This window comes from Variovorax sp. TLI9-5A, assembly GCF_056867935.1.
Map to the genome: position 1 here is coordinate 3,047,455 of NZ_CP200310.1, position 16,691 is coordinate 3,064,145.

Consider the following 16,691-nt stretch of genomic DNA (forward strand, 5'->3'; position numbering starts at 1 on the left):
CCCGATCCCCACGACACAAGAAAGAACGGAGACACAGGTCATGCACCTGAGCGATGAAGAAAAGGCCATGTACGACGGGCGCGACGGCCCGGCGGTGCAGAAGGCGATGGACCTGCTGGTGCGCTACGGCGAAGCCCTCGGGGCAGAGCGACTGGTCGAGACGCGCAACGTCTGCGCCACCATCACGTCGACCACGCCCTTCCAGCGCGACTTCGCACTTGCCAAGGGCGGCGGCATGGATGCGGTGTTCTCCGAATTCAGCCTCGACAGCCAGGAAACGGTCGAGATCCCGAAGTTCAAGGTCTTCACCAGTCACCTGCAGCTGGGCTTCGATCCCGGCCAGCCCGAGCGCATGGGAGTGAGCGAGGAGATCGTGCGCTTCTACGAGAAGAGCGAGCGCCACGCAGCCGGCCTTGGCGCGCAGATCATGAACACCTGCACGCCGTACCAGGTGGGCAACATCCCGACGCGCGGCGAGCACTGCGCGTGGATGGAATCTTCGGCGGTGGTCTATTGCAATTCGGTGCTGGGCGCGCGCACCAACACCGAAGGACGCGAGAGCACCGGCGCCGCCATGCTCACCGGCCGCATTCCCTACTGGGGCTACCACCTCGACGAGAACCGCCGTGCCACGCACGTGATCGAGCTCGACATCGAGGTCGAGTCGGTGCAGGACTGGGGCCTGCTGGGCTACTACATCGGCGAGCATGTGCAGGAGCGCGTGCCGGTGGTACACAGCCGGCGCGGCATCTCGCGGGTGCCGAACCTGCCGAGGCTCAAGCACTTCGGCGCGGCGGCCTCCTCCTCGGGCGGCGTGGAGATGTATCACATCGCGGGCGTCACGCCCGAGGCGCTCACGCTTGAGCAGGCACTGGGCGGGCGCGCCCCTGCGCAGGTGCTGCGCTACGGCGAGGCCGAGCGCCGCGCCACCTACGAGAAGATCAACATCACCGCCAAAGACGCCGAGGTGCAGTACGTGATGCTCGGCTGCCCGCACTACACCATCGAGCAGATCTGGGAAGCCGCGCAACTCATCGAAGGGCGCAAGGTGCACCCCGACTGCGAGCTGTGGATCTTCACGCCGCGCGCCATCAAGGCGCTGGCCGACCGCAACGGCTACACGAAGATCATCGAGGACGCGGGCGGCATCATCATGGGCGACAGCTGCTCCGCCATGAGCCGCGCCGTGCCCAAGGGCACGAAGACCGTGGCGCTCGACTCGGCCAAGCAGGCCCACTACCTGCCCGCCATCCTCGGCGTGCAGGCCTGGTTCGGCAGCACGGCCGAATGCATCGATGCGGCCTGCACGGGCCGCTGGAACGGGGGCTACGCATGAGCGCCGCGCCGGGCCGCCCCAAGCAAGCTCGCACCGCAGTGCGAAGCACGGAGGTATTGCAATGAGCGACGCAGTCATCACCGAACAAACCATCGTCATCCGTGGCCGCAAGGTGGTGGGCGGCGTTGCGGAAGGCGAGGCGCTGGTCACGCGCGACCGCATTTCCGGCTGGGGCGGTATCGATCCGCGCACCGGCACCGTCATCGAGACCCGGCACGAACTGCGCGGCCAGAGCTTTGCCGGCAAGGTGCTGGTGTTCCCGGGGGCCAAGGGCTCCTCGGGCTGGTCGGCCATGTTCCACATGACGCGGCTTATGAACTCGGCGCCCGCCGCGTTCCTGTTCAACGAGATGACGACCAAGATGGCGCTGGGCGCCGTGGTCACGCACGCGCCTTCGATGACCGACTTCGAGCGCGATCCGCTCGAATGCATAGAGACCGGCGACTGGGTGCGAGTGGATGCCGACCGCGGCGTGGTCGAGATCACGAAGAAGAAACAGGAAGGTGCCGCATGACCCGACCGCTACGCAGCAACTTCCCGCGCGGCTCCTACCTCTGGTCGGTGCGCAACGCCCACTGGCGCGCGCTCGGCATTCCGGAGGAGGACTGCGAGAAGCCCAAGATCGCCATCGTCAACAGCTCCTCCGAGCTGGCCGCCTGTTTCAGCCACCTCGACCGCGTGGCGGCCGAGATCAAGGACGCCATCCGCGCGGCGGGCGGCGTTCCCTTCGAGATTCGCACGGCCGCGCCCAGCGACTTCATCACTGGTGCCGGCGCGCGCGGCGCCTACATGCTGGCGGCGCGCGACCTCGTCACCAACGACATCGAGGTGGCCGTCGAAGGTGCGCAGCTCGACGGCATGGTCTGCCTTACCTCGTGCGACAAGACCGTGCCGGGCCAGCTCATGGCGGCCGCGCGGCTGAACATACCGACGCTGCTCGTGCCCTGCGGCTACCAGCCCAGCGGCGAGTACAAGGGCCATCACATGGACATCGAGGAGGTGTTCATCGGCGCGATGCACGCCGTCACCGGCAACCTGCCGGTGGAAGAACTCGTGGGCATGAGCCGCGAGGCCATCCGCGGCCCCGGCGTGTGCTCGGGCCTGGGCACTGCCAACTCGATGCACATCGTCTGCGAGGCGCTCGGCATGGCGTTGCCCGGCAGCGCGCCGGTGGCCGCGCTGAGCCCGAAGATGATGGTCGACGTGCGCGCGGCCGGCACGCGCATCGTGCAGATGGTGTGGGACGACCTGAAGCCGCGCGACATCCTCACGCCCGGCGCCTTCGCCAACGCGGTGCGCGCGGTGCTGTCCATCGGCGGCTCGCTCAACACCGCCAAGCACCTGCAGGCGGTGGCCACGGAGGGCGAGAGCGGCGTCGACGTGTACGGCATGTTCGAGCGCCTGGGTCCCGAGACGCCGGTGCTGGCCGGCGTGCGGCCCATCGGCAACGACTCCATCGAGGCCTTCGAGGCGGCGGGTGGCTGCCGCGCGCTGATGAAGCAGCTCGAGCCGCTGCTCGACACCGGCGCACGCACCGTCACCGGCGGCACGGTCGCCGATAACCTGCGCGATGCCAAGGTAGCGAACGCCGAAGTGATCCGCCCCATCGGCCGCCCGGTGGCACCGCTGCCGGCCATCGTGCTGCTGCGCGGCAACCTCGCGCCCGAATCGGGCCTCATCAAGACCGGCATCGCCGAGCGCAAGGTGCGGCGCTTCACCGGCCCGGCCGTGTGCTTCTGGACTTCGGACGCCGCCATCGCCGCGCTGAAGAAGGGCGAGATCGTGCCCGGCCAGGTCGTTGTGATGCGCGGCGCCGGTGCCTGCGGCGGCCCGGCCATGGGCGGCGGCGCGTCGCGCGTGGTCTTCGCGGTCGACGGCGCGGGGCTGGGCGACCAGGTGGCGCTGCTGACCGACGGCCATCTCTCGGGCCTGGTCTGCAAGGGGCTGGTGGTGGCCGAGGTGTCGCCCGAAGCCGCGCTCGGCGGACCGCTGGGGCTGGTGCGCGACGGCGACACCATCACCATCGACCTCGACGCGCGCCGCCTCGACATCGACCTGACGGACGCCGAGCTGCAGGCGCGCCGCGACGACTGGCAGGCGCCGCCGCCGGTGCATGACACCGGCTGGCTGCAGCAGTACCGGCGCAACGTGGGGCCGCTCTCGAAGGGCGCCGTGCTGGTGCGCACCGAGCGCGCCGAACCCGCGAGCTAGACCTTTCCCACCCCGGCTTTCGCCAACCGGTGCGCACACCCGAGCGCACCCGGTGGCGCAGCCCTGCGCGCCTTCGTTCGTTCGACAGAGTTTTTCAACCCAAGAGAAGAAGCAGGAGACAAGGAAACCATGAAGAGAATCTTGATGTGGTCGGCGCTGGGGCTGGCCGGCACCGGCGTCGCACAGGCGCAATCCAGCGTCACCGTGTTCGGCGTGATGGACCTCGGCATCCAGTACACGAACGGCGCGGGCCCGGGCGGCGGCTCGGTGAAAGCGCTGTCCAACGGCGGGCTTTCCACCAGCCGGCTGGGCTTTCGCGGCACCGAGGACCTGGGCGGCGGCCTGCGCGCGGGCTTCTGGCTCGAAGGCAGCCTGAACCCCGACACCGGCACCGGCCGCCCGAGCAACAGCAACAACCAGGCGAGCGGCGCGGGCACGGCGGGGCCGATCACCTTCGACCGCATGTCCTTTGTGAGCCTCTCGTCGGACACGCTGGGCGAAGTGCGGCTGGGCCACGATTTCATTCCCACGCACTACAACAGCATCTACTTCGACCCCTTCAACGCCAACGGCGTGGCGCGCGCGGGCAACCTGACCTTTGCGGCCGTGGGCACCGGGCCGCTGCCCACCACAATCACCGGCAGCAACACCGTGAGCTACTGGCTTCCGCCGAACCTAGGCGGCTTCTACGGGATGGCGATGGTGGGCACCGGCGAGAACGATTCCACCCTGGCGAACCGCCACGACGGCAACTTCGCCGGCGCGCGCTTCGGCTTCGCCTCGGGCGCATTCGACGTGGCGGCGGCCGTCACCCGCTCGAAATTCAATGCCACCGCCACCGTCGGCAACTACACGCACGCCAACATCGGCGGCTCGTGGGACGCGGGCTTCGCCAAGTTCTTCGCGCTCTACAACAAGGTGACGGTGAAGCTGGCGGCCGGCACGGTGCGCAAGAACACGGCCGAGATCGGCGCGCACATCCCGGCCTTCGAGGTCGGGCGCATCCGCATCAGCTACGCCTACCTCGACGACCGCAGCGACGAGAGCCTGCGCAACGCCAACGGCATGCCGCGCAACCGCGACGACGCGCGGCAGTTCGGCATCGGCTACGTGCACAACCTGTCGAAGCGCACCGCGCTCTACGGCACCTACGCGCGGCTCATGAACAGCGGGCAGGCGCGCTACGTGGTCAGCGGCGGCGTGGCACCGGCGGCCGGGCATCGCTCGACCGGCTGGGAATTCGGCGTGCGCCATCTCTTCTGAAGCGGAGGCATCCCATGCGACGAAGAACCCTGACCCTGGCGGCCCTCGCGGCCGCGGCACTGCCCGGTGTGGCGGCATGGAGCGCCGACACGTTCCCCAACAAGCCGCTGAAGCTGATCGTCGGCTTCGCGGCCGGCGGCGGGGCCGACGTGCTCTCGCGCATCATCGCGGAGGGGCTGGCCAAGCAGCTCGGCCAGCAGGTGATCGTGGAGAACCGCCCCGGCGCCGACGGCGTGCTGGCCGCGCAGGCCGTCTCGTCGGCCAGGCCTGACGGCTACACGCTGCTGATGGGCACCAACACCGCCATGGTGGCCGCGCCCACGCTGCGGCCGACGCCGCCCTACGACCCCTTCAAGGCCTTCACGCCGATCAGCTCGGCCGGGCAGTTCTCGATGTTCCTGGTGGTGCCTGCGAGCCTGCCGGTGAAGAGCGTGAACGAGCTGCTCGCGCTGGTGGCCTCGAAGCCCGGCGCGCTCAATTCGGCGTCGAGCAACAGCGCCTCGGAGCTCGCGATGCTGCAGCTGCTGGGCGACCGCAAGGTGGTCAACGCGCGCTACAAGGGCGACATGCAGGCCATGACCGACCTGCTGGGCGGGCAGATCCAGATGATGTTCACCACCGGCACGCTGGCGCCGGGCTTCGTGAAGGAAGGGCGCATCCGCGCGCTGGTGACGCTGCTGCCGCAGCGCAGCGCCCTGTTGCCCGACGTGCCCACGGGCGGCGAGTTGGGGCTGGGCAAGCTCACCATCACGCCGTGGGCCGGCTTCTTCGGGCCGCCGGGGCTGCCGCGGGAGATCACCGACAGGCTCTCGCAGGAGCTGCAGAACACGCTGAAGCGCCCCGAGGTGCACGCGCAGCTGGTGCAGCAGGGCTTCGAGGGCTACGGCATGAGTCCCGCCAAGTTCGCCGAGTTCTTCCGCACGCAGTACGACGCCTTCGGCGCCACCGTGCGCGAGCACAACGTCAAGTTCGAATAGCTTCGGCCTCGCGGCGCCAGAAGGCCGCGTCGGGAAAGCCGCCGGCGCCGGCCGCCGCGTTGTCGGCCATGTGCTCGCGGCGGCTGGTGCCCGGTATGGCGCAGGTCACGGCCGGATGGCTCAGCACGAACTTCAGCAGCACCTGCGCCCAGCTCGTGCAGCCGATCTCGCCGGCCCATGGCGGCAGCGGTTTGTCGCGCAGCCGGCGCAGCAGCCCGCCGCCGCCGAAGGGCATGTTGACGATCACCGCCACGCCGCGCTCGGCGGCCAGCGGAAGCAGGCGCTGCTCGGCCTCGCGCGCGTCCAGCGAGTAGTTGATCTGCAGGAAGTCGAGCTTCTCGGCCTTGAGCACCGCCTCGACCTCGCCGTAGGCCGAGGCCGTGTAGTGCGTGATGCCGATGTAGCGCACGCGGCCCCGTTCCTTCCAGCCGCGCAGCGTGGCGAGGTGCGTGCGCCAGTCGACGAGGTTGTGCACCTGCATCAGGTCCATGCGCTGCGTGCGCAGCCGCGCGAAGGACTGCTCCATCTGCGCGATGCCGGCCTCGCGGCCCGAGGTCCAGACCTTGGTGGCGAGAAAGGCCTTGCCCTGCTGCTTCGAGGCGGCCAGCAGCTCGCCGGTGGTCTCCTCGGAGCGGCCGTACATCGGCGAGCTGTCGATCACCTTGCCGCCGGCCGCGAACAGGGCATCGAGCACGCCGGGCAGGCGCGCGTATTCCTCGCTGCCGGGGCGCTGGTCGAAGCCGATCCAGGTGCCGCAGCCGATCACGGGCAGGGTTTCCTTGGTGGAGGGGATGGGGCGGGTGTTCATGGCGGGGGCGGGCTGTGGAGCGGGCTGTTTTTGCGCGAAGGCGGGGAGCGCGGCGCCGGCGTACAGGGCGACGCCCAGGCGCAGCAGTTCGGCGCGGGTGAGAGAGGGAAAGCCTTCGGGGGCGGCATCGGCGGCCAGTATCCGACGGGAATGGCCCTGGGGCCTATGCCCCTTGGCGCGGGTCGAGTGAAACAGCTTGCTTCGAAGAGGAAATGCCCCAGTCCGATTCTTCCTTGCAGCCCGCAAAATACTGTATAAAAATACAGTTAACAGTCATCACCATGGGCCTTCCTTTCCTCGATTCCTTTTCCGCTGCCGCAGGCCGTGGCGTCTGGCATGCCGACGAACTCGGCTTGGCCGACGCGCAGGTCGTCGCCACCGGCCATGCCGCGCTCGACGCGGAACTGCCGGGGGGAGGCTGGCCGGTCGGTGCGATGACGGAACTGCTGCTGGCCGCGCCTGAAGCCCATGTCTGGCGGCTGCTGCTGCCCGCGCTGGCGCAGGCGGTGGCCACGCGGGGCGGGCCGGTGGTGCTGATCGGCGCTCCCTACGAGCCTTGCGGCGCCTCGCTTGCGGCGCAGGGGCTGCCGGTGGAGGCGCTGATGTGGGTGCGCAGCGAGGCCCCGGCCGCGCGGCTGTGGGCCTGCGAGCAGGCGCTGCGCTGCGCCGAGGTGGCCGCCGTCGTGGCCTGGTTGCCGCAGGCGCGGGTGGGCGAGCTGCGGCGGCTGCAGCTGGCGGCCGCGCAGCACGAGGTGCTGCTCTTCGTGTGCCGGCCCGAGTCGGTGGCGCTGTCGGCATCGCCCGCGCGGCTGCGGATCCGGGCCGATCGCAGCGAGGCCGATGCCTCGCAGGTCGAGTTGCACATCCTCAAGCGCCGGGGCCCGCCGCTGGCTGCGCCGGTGCTGCTGCCGGCGCGCAACGAGCGCATGACGGCATTGCTTGCCGCCGCCCGGCTGCGGCGCAAGCTGCGCCTGCAGCAGCAGGGCACGGTGCCGGCCGGTGCGACGTCGGCCACGGTGGTGCGCATCGACGCATGGAAAGGAGGCCCGGATGCACTGGATCGCCTTGCGGTGGTTGCCTGAAGACGGCGCCCCCGATGCTCCAGCCATGCCCACGCCCGAGGCCCTGGGCTGGTGGGCGCTGAAATACACGCCGCACGTCGCCTGGCTCGACGAAGCCCTGATGCTCGAAGTCTCCGCCTGCGAGCGCCTGTGGGGCGGGCGGATGACGCTGATGCGCCTGCTGCTGGCCGACAACCCCGTGCCCGACGCGCGCATGCTGGGCGCACAGGGTGCCACCAGCCTGATCGCATTGGCGCGGCTGCGACTGTTCGCTCGCGAAGAGAGACGGCCGAAGGAGATACCCGCCGGCCTTCCGCTGGACACCTTGACCGCCGCGCATGAGCACCTCGACCTGCTGGCGCGCCTGGGCTGCCGCACCTGGGGCGAGGTGGCGGCGCTGCCGCGCGGCGGGCTCACGCGGCGCTTCGGCACCGGGCTGCGCGAGGCGCTCGACATCGCCTGGGGCCTGCGCCCCGAAAGCCATTCCTGGCTCACGCTGCCCGACGTGTTCGAGCAGAAGCTGGAGCTGCCCGCGCTGGCCGAGACCGCGCCCGAGCTCATGTGGTCGGCCAACCGGCTGCTGACGGCGCTGCAGATCTGGCTGCGTGCCCGCCAGCGCGGCGCGCGTGCGCTGGAGCTGCAATGGACGCTCGACCTGCGGCGCCTCAATGGCGTGAACCTGCCGCCGTACGAGCAGCTCACCGTGCGCACGGCCGAGCCCACGCAGGACATGGCGCACCTGCGCCGGCTGCTGTCCGAAAAGCTGGCCCTCGCCACGCTGGCCGCACCGGCGAGCTGGATCAGGCTGCGCACGCTCGAAACCGATCCGTGGGCCGGCGCCAGCACCAGCTTCCTGCCGGAAGACAACCGCAAGGGCGACAGGCTGCACGAGATGGTCGAGCGGCTCAGCGTGCGGCTCGGGCCGCAGCAGGTGGTGGTGCCGGCTGCGCAGGCCGACCATCGGCCCGAGCGCAAGCAGGCCTGGCGGCCCGCGCTGCAGAAGGAGAAACCGGCCGGCGACGGCAAGGCCCGCAAGGAGGCCGCGTCCGCAGCCTCGCAGCCCGACGCCATCTACCCGTCGTGGCTGCTGCCCGAGCCGCTGCTGCTCGAGATGGACGGCGAGCGCCCTTGCTATCGCGGGCCGCTGAGCAGGCTGATAGGCCCACAGCGCGTCGAGACCGGCTGGTGGGGCGACAAGGAAGAGGGCGGCCAGCCCGCGATGCGCGACTACTACGTCGCGGAAAGCCCCGAGGCCGGGCTGGTGTGGATCTTCCGCGAGCGGCCCGCAGCGCGCTTTTCTTCCGGCGAGGTTCGCTGGTATCTGCAGGGCTTCTATGCCTGAGCTGAGCGGCAAGCAGGAGAGCAGGCGCCAGCCCGCCAAGGTGCATGCGCTGCCGGTGCAGTTGCGGACGCGGCCGGCCTCTGCGCTGCCGGACTACGCCGAGCTGCACTGCCTCACGAACTTCAGCTTCCAGCGCGGTGCCTCGACGCCCGAGGACATCGTGGACCGGGCCTACCAGCTCGGCTACAAGGCGCTGGCCATCACCGACGAGTGCTCGGTGGCCGGCATCGTGCGGGCGCACGTTTGCCTGCGCGGCATGGAGCACAAGCTCGACGAATACGAGCGCGAGCATCCCGACGAACCGGAAATCCCGCGCAACCCCGCCTTCCGCCTGCTGTTCGGCAGCGAGTTCCAGTTCGAGCGCTTCAGGCTGGTGGTGATCGCGAACGACACCGAGGGCTGGGGCAACCTCTGCGAGTTCATCACCGCCGCGCGCAACACCGAATTGCCCAAGGGCGAGTACCGCGTGAGCTGGGAAGAAAGCGACGTGGTCTCGCTGCAGCGCTGCCAGGTTCTCTTCGTGCCGAACCGCAACCCCGGCGGCGCGATGGACACGGCAACGCTGCACGAAGACCTGATGGCGGCCAAGGCGCTGTACGGCGAGAACCTCTGGCTGGCGGTGGAACTGTTCAATGAACTCGACGACGACCTCTGGCTGGTCACGCTGATGCAGGCGGGCGAGGACGCGGGCGTGCCGCTGGTGGCGGCCGGCGACGTGCACATGCACATGCGGTCGCAGAAGCCGCTGCACGACGTGTTGACGGCCGTGCGAGAGGGGAGGACCGTGGCCGAGTGCGGCTTCGCATTGCAGTCGAATGCCGAGCGGCACTTGCGTCAGCGCGTGCGGCTGGCGGAGCTCTATCTGCCGCAGATGCTGACGAACACGCTGGTGGTGGCAGCTCGGTGCAGCTTCGATCCGAATGTGATCCGGGAGAACTACAAGTACCCGCTGGAAAACCTGGGCAGCGATGAGACTCCGGCGCAGACGCTGGTGCGCAAGACGTGGGAAGGGGCGCGGAATCGCTATCCCGACGGCATTCCAGACAAGGTGCGGGTGCAGGTCCAGAAAGAGCTCGACATCATCGTCGAGCTTGAGTACGAGATGTTCTTCCTCACGGTGGAAGACATCGTGCGCTTCGCCCGCTCGGAGGAAATCCTCTGCCAGGGGCGCGGGTCTTCGGCCAATTCGGCGGTGTGCTTCTGCCTGGGCATCACCGCCATCGATCCGGAGAAAGGCACGCTGCTGTTCGAGCGCTTCCTGAGCCGCGAGCGCCGAGAGCCACCCGACATCGACGTCGACTTCGAGCACCAGCGGCGCGAGGAAGTCATCCAGTACATCTACGACAAGTACGGCCGCGAGCGCGCCGCCATCGCCGCCGTCGTCATCTGCTACCGCTCCCGCAGCGCCTTGCGCGACGTGGGCAAGGCCATCGGCATCGACGAGCGGCTGATCGACGAATTCGCGAAGGACCACTACTGGTTCGACGACACCGTGCTCGGCGAGCAGCTGCGCCAGGCCTCGGCGCGTGTCGGTGTCGAGGAGGACGAACTCAAGCTGATGCACTGGATCGAGATGACGCAGCGGCTCAAGGGCTTTCCGCGCCACCTGAGCCAGCACGTGGGCGGCTTCGTGTTGACGCACACCAAGCTCACGCGGCTGGTGCCGGTGGAGAAGGCGTCGATGGAGAAGCGCTCCGTCATCCAGTGGGAAAAGGACGATCTCGAAGCGATGGGCATGCTCAAGGTCGACGTGCTGGCGCTCGGCATGCTCAGCGCGATCCGCCGGGGGCTCGATCACATGAACCGCTGGCGCGGCTCGACGCTCGCGATGCACCAGATACCGAGCGACGACCAGAAGGTGTTCGACATGATCTGCGACGCCGACACCATCGGCGTGTTCCAGATCGAGAGCCGCGCGCAGATGTCGATGCTGCCGCGCCTGAAGCCGCGCACCTACGAAGACCTGGTGATCGAGGTCGCCATCGTGCGGCCGGGGCCGATACAGGGCGGCATGGTGCATCCGTATCTCAAGCAGCGGGAGCGGGTACGCAAGGGCTTGCCGATCCACTACGAAAAAGAAGAACTGCGCGAGGCACTTGAGCGCACGCTGGGCATTCCGATCTTCCAGGAGCAGGTGATGCAGATCGCGATGATCGCGGCCAGGTTCACCGCCGACGAGGCCGACCAGCTGCGTCGCGCCATGGCTGCGTGGAAGCGCAAGGGCGGCCTCGGCAAGTTCCACGACAAGCTGGTGAACGGCATGGTCCACCACGGCTACAAGGCCAGTTTTGCCGAAGCCATCTTCAAGCAGGTCATGGGCTTCGGCGACTACGGCTTCCCCGAAAGCCACGCTGCCAGCTTCGCGCTGCTGGTGACGGTGAGCAGCTGGCTCAAGAACTACGAGCCGGCATGCTTCCTCGCAGCGCTGCTCGATTCGCAGCCGATGGGCTTCTACAGCCCCTCGCAGCTGGTGCAGGACGCACGCCGCCATGGCGTCGAGGTGCGCCCGGTCGACGTCACGCGAAGCGACTTCGACACCACGCTCGAAGCCCGCGACCCCGATTCGCCGCGCATGCCGCCCGGCACCGACGAGCGCTATGCGGATCGCCTCGGCAGAGAGAACCAGCCCGCCGTGCGGCTGGGCCTGAACCGCATCGCGAGCCTCAGCGACGGCGGTGCCGGGCGCCTGCTCGCGGCGCGCGCACAGGCGCCCTTCACGAGCACCGAGGACCTCGCCCTGCGCGCCGAACTCGACGGCAAGGACATGGCCGCGCTGGCCGCGGCCGATGCGCTGATCTCGCTCTCGGGCCATCGGCGCCAGCAGGTGTGGGATGCCACTGCCCAGCGGCGCGCGCCGGCCCTGTTGCGGGGCGTGCCGATCAACGAGCAGGCGCTGCTGCTGCCGGCCGCGTCGGAGGGCGAGGAGATCGTGGGCGACTATGCGGCGATGCGGCTCACGCTGCGCCGCCATCCGCTCGCGTTGCTGCGCCCGCGTCTTGCGCGCATGAAGCTGATGAGCGCGGCGGAGCTGCGTTCGCTTTCCAGCGGCCAGACCGCGCGCGCCTGCGGCATCGTCAAGGGGCGGCAGCGGCCCGGAACCGCCAACGGCACCATCTTCGTCACGCTGGAGGACGAGACCGGCAATGTCAACGTGATCGTCTGGAGCCATGTCATCGAGGCCTGGCGCGAGCCGCTGCTCAAGTCGCATCTGCTCGCGGTGCAGGGCACCTGGCAGCGCGACGACGACAGCGGCGGCAAGGTGCAGCACCTGATCGCCACCGGCTTCAAGGACCTGACGCCCCTCATGGGGCGGCTCGCGCAGAGCAACACGAGCCGGGACTTCCATTGACGCGGCTAAAGATTCGGCGGAAAGCTCGAATGCAACCGATCGTTCCGCACCTCGCGCCTTCCGGCACTTTTCGCTAACCTGTTTCCGCCATGTCCGAACCTGCCGTTCTCGCACCCGCCGTCGCCGGACCCATCGGCCCGCCGCCTCCCGCGCCCGATGTGCCCATTCCCGTGCCGCCGCTGCAGCCTCCATTGCCGCCGGAGGGCGATCCGCCGCCGGCCGAGCCGCCCGTGACCGACCCAGGCTTTCCGCCGCCGGTGACCGAGCCGCCGCCGATGCAGAAGGCGAGAGCAGAAGCGGAGGTGCCCTTCGGCAAGCTGCATGCGCGCCGCCTGCGCGAGATCTACCGCTCGGCCGGCTGGCCGTGCTGCGACACCGTCGAGGTCGAGCTGCTCGCGGGCGGCTACCTGGAGCGCGTGCGCACGGTGCATGGCCACGAGACGCTGCGCGTGACCGACGCCGGCATCGCGCGCATCGCCACCACGCTCACCATCAACCGCGCCGCGCTGTCGCCGCACGAGGCGCTGGTGGAACGCGTGGCGCGCGAGATGACGCGCGGCGGCCGCATCGCGTGGCGCGGCCTGGGCCTGCGGGCTCGCCTGCCGCCGCTGGAAGAGGGCGGCAAGCCGCGCTGGTGCATGGCGCGGCCCGATGTGTTCTCGATCCGCAATACCAGCGTGGAGGCCTATGCGCACCCCATCGTGCACGAGGTGAAGGTGAGCCGCGCCGACCTGCTGGGCGACCTGCGCAAGCCCGACAAGCGCGCGGCATACCTCGACCTGGGCGGCGAGTGCTGGTACGTGCTGGGCAACGACGCGAAGGGCCGCTGCATCGCGAAGCCCGAAGAGGTGCCGGCCGAGTGCGGCGTGATGGTGCTGGAGGGCGATCGCCTCGTGGTGGCGCGCGCGGCGGTGCATCGCGCCTTCGAGCGCATTCCGTTCGCGGTGTGGCTCGCGCTGGCCAAGGCCCAGCCGATTCCGGGCTTCGAGGACGACGCGCAGGACATGCTGGTCTGACCGGTCCTTAGTTCCTGCGGTCGCTCAGGTGATGGCGTCGTAGCTCCGGTGCGCGATGGCGACCACGTCGTCGGGCAGGAACTGGCTCTGCATCTGGCGCAGCCCCTCTTCGCGGTCTTCCCTGCTGGCGGTGCCGTCGAACATCTGTTCGCAGAACTCGAGCAGGTCCTTCACGATGCGCTCGTGGCGGTAGTAGGCGAGCGCCACCGCGTCGATCTCTGCCTTCTTCACGCCGTAGCCTTCGTGGAACAGCGCTTCTTCATGAGGCTGGTTCCATGCGTGGCCGACGCCGCCGCCGATGAACATCAGGTCGCGCTCCTTCGGCGCGAGGATGAGCGTGTCCCAATCGACGATGGCCAGGCGCTCATCGTCGCCGACGAGCACGTTGCCCGCATGCAGGTCGGAGTGGCAGGGCACCAGCTGCGGCGGACGTTCGAGCAGGATGGAGGCGAGCTGCTCGCTGCGGTAGACGATGTTGTCGATTTCTTCCGCGTGCTCTTCCCAGAAGGCGAGGAAACGCATGGCGATGTCGTCGCCTTTCACTTCGTTGATGAAGCGGCGCTGGTAGTGGCGCACGCCTTCGCGCCAACGGTGGTCGTAGCGTTCGCGGGGAAGGGTGGCCGACAGTGCTTGGGGCAACTCGGTGCGATGGATGGCGCCTACCGCAGCGCCGAGCGCGATCCACTGCTGGCTCGTCAACGCGCGTTCGAAGCCGTTGCTGCCTTCGAAGAAAGGATAGAGCGCCCAGTCGAAGCCGTGGCCTTGCACGCTCAGCTGGCCACCGGTTGCCGGCAGGGGCGCCATCACCGCCTCGATGCCTTTCTCGTGGTGCAGGAAGGCCGGCACGGCGACCACGCTCGGGGCGAAGCCATTGCGGCGCAGCTTGAGGAGGTACGTGGCGCCGTCATTCGCATCGATGCGAAAGACAGCGGAGTTCACATCGGCGCCCAGCGGCAGGAATTCGGCGCGGATGTCGTGAAGTCCATAGGCGCTGGCAAGGCATTGCGCGATGGCTTCGGGCTGCAGGTCGGGGGGCGTGAGCATCCGGGGACTTTAGCGCGGGCCGAAAGGCAGCCTCAGTGCAACGGGTAGGAGCCCAGCGCTTCGTGGCGGAACGGGTGCGTGAAGTGGGAGCGGACCAGGCGGAATTCCGTTGCGGTCCAGCGAATGGGTTCGAAAGACCTGGGGCTTGCGGCTTGCCTGGAATTGCGCGCGATGGTGATGTGCGGCGCCCAGCTCCGTTCCCGGACCAGGAGGGGGAAGCGGGCCCGCCGCAGCGCATGGGTGATATCGAGCTGCAGACGTCGAAGTCCTTCGTGCTCCGACGGCTGTACTACCGAGACGTCGTTGGTCCATGTGCACGAACTGTCAAGTGTGAGTTGCAGCGGCTGCATCGGCACGTCGGCAAGCGCAGCGCGCAGGCGCCATTCGTCGCCACCTTGCTGATCGTCGAGATACTGGAGCGTCAGATGCAGGCGCTCTTCGGGTGGAAAGGAGCAGTTCTTGGTCCACCACCAGTCTTGACGATGCTCCGAGATCGCACGTCGCACCTCGCGATCTGGGAAAAGGGCAACAAGAAGACGCGCATGCCCATGCGAAGGTGGTGAACCGCGCGGGTCTCCTCCTTCAGGTGATAGGCCGTTTTCTTGAATGAAGTCGTCCATGGCGTTCTCCTGTCAAAGGTGAAAGTGCAGGCGGTTCAACTGCCGGGCGGCCACCAGCTTTCGGCCGTCGTGCGGATGACGCGCGCCGCCTGGGCGCGGATGTCGTTCGTGCTGTTGTGGCCCACCTTGAAGGGCCAGGTCGAGATGCGGCCTGTACGGGTGAGAGATGGCTGCAACCGTTGCAGCCTGGAGAAAAAAGAACCTGCGCCGTGGGCGCAGGCGGACTGGCGGTGGTCATTGGAGTCGCCTCGATGCTGTTCTTGGAGACGACGAATTTTAGAGAAATACTGTATTTATGTACAGTATTTCGGGGGCCCGCAAACCCTTGAGAAAAAGGTTCTTCAGGGCTGTGCGGCCGGGCCGAGAAGAGCCTCCAGATCGATGGCCGCAGCCATCGCCCTGTAACCGGCATCGCCCGGATGCAGATGGTCGCCCGAGTCCATCGACGCCTTGAGCCGCGAGGGGTTTGCCGGGTCGCGCAGCAGGGCGTCGAAGTCGACCACAGCGTCGAAGGCGCCGCCTTCGCGGATCCAGCGGTTCACGGCCTGGCGCACCTTGTCCTTGGCAGGCGAATGGTGGCCTTCGAGCGGCGTGCCCTGCAGCGCCCGCTCGTTCGGCGGGATGGTGCCGGCCATGATGCGCACATTGTGGGCGCGTGCCATCTCGGCGAGTTGCCGCAGCCCCTGGATGACGGCTTCGGCGCGCATGGCCGGCTCCTCGGGCGCGAAGGGGCCGCCGGGCCAGCCGATGTCGTTGGTGCCCAGCAGCACGATCATGGCGCGCACGCCCGGCTGGCCGAACACGTCGCGGCCCGCGCGCTCAAGGCCCGCGCGGCCCATGCCGTCCTTCAGCAGGCGGCCGCCGGAGATGCCGGCGTTCAGCACCGCGACATTGCGCCCCGCCAGCCGCTCGGCGAGTGCGTCGGGCCAGCGGGTGTTGGCGCCGGGCGTGGAGCCGTTGCCGTCGGTGATCGAGTCGCCGAGAGCGACGACGGTGGCCGGGGGGCGGGGCGCTTCGACGATCAGGCCGCTGAAGTAGACGCGGGTGCTCCATTGCGTGGCAGCCGCTGGCAGGTGGGCCGCGCCGCTCAGGTCGCCATCGGCGACGTAGGCGGTCTGGCGCGCGTCGAAGTGGAAGCCTGCGGGCTGGCTGGGCCGTGGCAGGTAGAGCGACACGGCAAGCTCGGTGAGCGCGGGCAGGGCGATGTCCACCGGGTCGCTGACGAGGCGCGCACCGGGCGGAACGGTCACCTCGGCCTGCCCGCCGAAATGCAGCGGCCGGTCCGTGCCTTCGACGATGGCCGAGCCCCCGCCATGCCGGGCCACGTGCGCGGCGCCGATGTACAGCGGTGTCGTGCCGCCTTCGTTGCTGATCACCACGCGCAGCCGCGATCCGCCGATGCTCAGGCGCGCGACCTGCCGCACGGTCTGGCGGTTGAACTGGAAGGGCAGGCCGGAGGGCAGCACGAAATCGCCGTTCCAGACGGGCTGCGTGCTGGCCATCCAGCTGGGGCTCCAGTAGGTGACTGGGGCGGGTTCGGCTGTCGAAGTTGTGGCCGAGCCGACAAGGGCGAGCGCGAGAGCGCCGTGGCGCAGGGCCGAGGCGAGAGCGGAGGTGGTCATGGAGTTTTTCCGGATGAAAGTTGAAGCGAGGCCACGACTTTC

14 protein-coding genes are annotated in these 16,691 nt (G+C 68.9%); 9 read left to right on the plus strand and 5 right to left on the minus strand.

Going from position 1 to position 16,691, the window contains the following annotated elements:
* Positions 1-40: 40 nt before the first annotated feature.
* The 5 genes from AC1VNX_RS14485 (at position 41) to AC1VNX_RS14505 (ending at position 5,787) form a co-directional block, all read left to right on the plus strand.
* A complete protein-coding gene (locus AC1VNX_RS14485) occupies positions 41-1,336 on the plus strand; it encodes an aconitase X (RefSeq protein WP_483157314.1) in 1,296 nt (431 codons plus the stop codon).
* Positions 1,337-1,397: 61 nt separating this feature from the next.
* On the plus strand, positions 1,398-1,850 hold the full coding sequence (locus AC1VNX_RS14490) for an aconitase X swivel domain-containing protein (protein WP_483157315.1): 453 nt from the start codon (positions 1,398-1,400) through the stop codon (positions 1,848-1,850).
* Positions 1,847-3,547, plus strand: a complete 1,701-nt coding sequence (gene ilvD / locus AC1VNX_RS14495; RefSeq protein ID WP_483157316.1) for a dihydroxy-acid dehydratase — start codon at positions 1,847-1,849, stop codon at positions 3,545-3,547. Before AC1VNX_RS14490 ends, ilvD begins: the two co-directional genes overlap by 4 nt.
* Positions 3,548-3,676: 129 nt before the next feature.
* Positions 3,677-4,810 carry a porin gene (locus AC1VNX_RS14500; RefSeq protein WP_483157317.1) on the plus strand — a complete coding sequence of 378 codons (1,134 nt, stop codon included), beginning with the start codon at positions 3,677-3,679 and terminating at the stop codon, positions 4,808-4,810.
* A gap of 14 nt (positions 4,811-4,824) precedes the next feature.
* On the plus strand, positions 4,825-5,787 hold the full coding sequence (locus AC1VNX_RS14505) for a Bug family tripartite tricarboxylate transporter substrate binding protein (protein ID WP_483157318.1): 963 nt from the start codon (positions 4,825-4,827) through the stop codon (positions 5,785-5,787).
* Here AC1VNX_RS14505 and AC1VNX_RS14510 read toward each other — a convergent pair.
* Entirely contained in the window at positions 5,774-6,595 is an 822-nt protein-coding gene (locus AC1VNX_RS14510; protein ID WP_483157319.1) for an aldo/keto reductase, read from the minus strand. The genes AC1VNX_RS14505 and AC1VNX_RS14510 overlap by 14 nt on opposite strands.
* A 281-nt stretch (positions 6,596-6,876) precedes the next feature.
* Between AC1VNX_RS14510 and imuA the strand changes: the two genes are divergently transcribed.
* From imuA to AC1VNX_RS14530, 4 genes are all read left to right on the plus strand, one after another.
* Positions 6,877-7,677 (plus strand): translesion DNA synthesis-associated protein ImuA, encoded by an 801-nt coding sequence (imuA, locus tag AC1VNX_RS14515; protein ID WP_483157320.1) that lies wholly within the window; start codon positions 6,877-6,879, stop codon positions 7,675-7,677.
* Positions 7,646-8,998, plus strand: a complete 1,353-nt coding sequence (locus tag AC1VNX_RS14520; RefSeq protein WP_483157321.1) for a Y-family DNA polymerase — start codon at positions 7,646-7,648, stop codon at positions 8,996-8,998. Before imuA ends, AC1VNX_RS14520 begins: the two co-directional genes overlap by 32 nt.
* Positions 8,991-12,347, plus strand: a complete 3,357-nt coding sequence (locus AC1VNX_RS14525) for an error-prone DNA polymerase (protein ID WP_483157322.1) — start codon at positions 8,991-8,993, stop codon at positions 12,345-12,347. The genes AC1VNX_RS14520 and AC1VNX_RS14525 overlap by 8 nt, the downstream gene beginning before the upstream one ends.
* A gap of 89 nt (positions 12,348-12,436) precedes the next feature.
* Entirely contained in the window at positions 12,437-13,363 is a 927-nt protein-coding gene (locus tag AC1VNX_RS14530; protein WP_483157323.1) for a hypothetical protein, read from the plus strand.
* 24 nt (positions 13,364-13,387) lie between these two features.
* Here the strand turns inward: AC1VNX_RS14530 and AC1VNX_RS14535 are convergent, their stop codons facing one another.
* The 4 genes from AC1VNX_RS14535 to AC1VNX_RS14550 all read right to left on the minus strand — a co-directional run bounded on the left by AC1VNX_RS14535 (position 13,388) and on the right by AC1VNX_RS14550 (position 16,649).
* Positions 13,388-14,407, minus strand: a complete 1,020-nt coding sequence (locus tag AC1VNX_RS14535) for a phosphotransferase enzyme family protein (RefSeq protein ID WP_483157324.1) — start codon at positions 14,405-14,407, stop codon at positions 13,388-13,390.
* A 32-nt stretch (positions 14,408-14,439) separates the two neighbouring features.
* Positions 14,440-15,027 carry an RNA 2',3'-cyclic phosphodiesterase gene (gene thpR, locus AC1VNX_RS14540; protein ID WP_483157325.1) on the minus strand — a complete coding sequence of 196 codons (588 nt, stop codon included), beginning with the start codon at positions 15,025-15,027 and terminating at the stop codon, positions 14,440-14,442.
* Positions 15,028-15,062: 35 nt separating this feature from the next.
* Positions 15,063-15,203, minus strand: coding sequence for a hypothetical protein (locus AC1VNX_RS14545; protein ID WP_483157326.1), 141 nt, complete (start codon positions 15,201-15,203; stop codon positions 15,063-15,065).
* 165 nt (positions 15,204-15,368) lie between these two features.
* Entirely contained in the window at positions 15,369-16,649 is a 1,281-nt protein-coding gene (locus tag AC1VNX_RS14550) for an SGNH/GDSL hydrolase family protein (RefSeq protein ID WP_483157327.1), read from the minus strand.
* Positions 16,650-16,691: the final 42 nt, after the last annotated feature.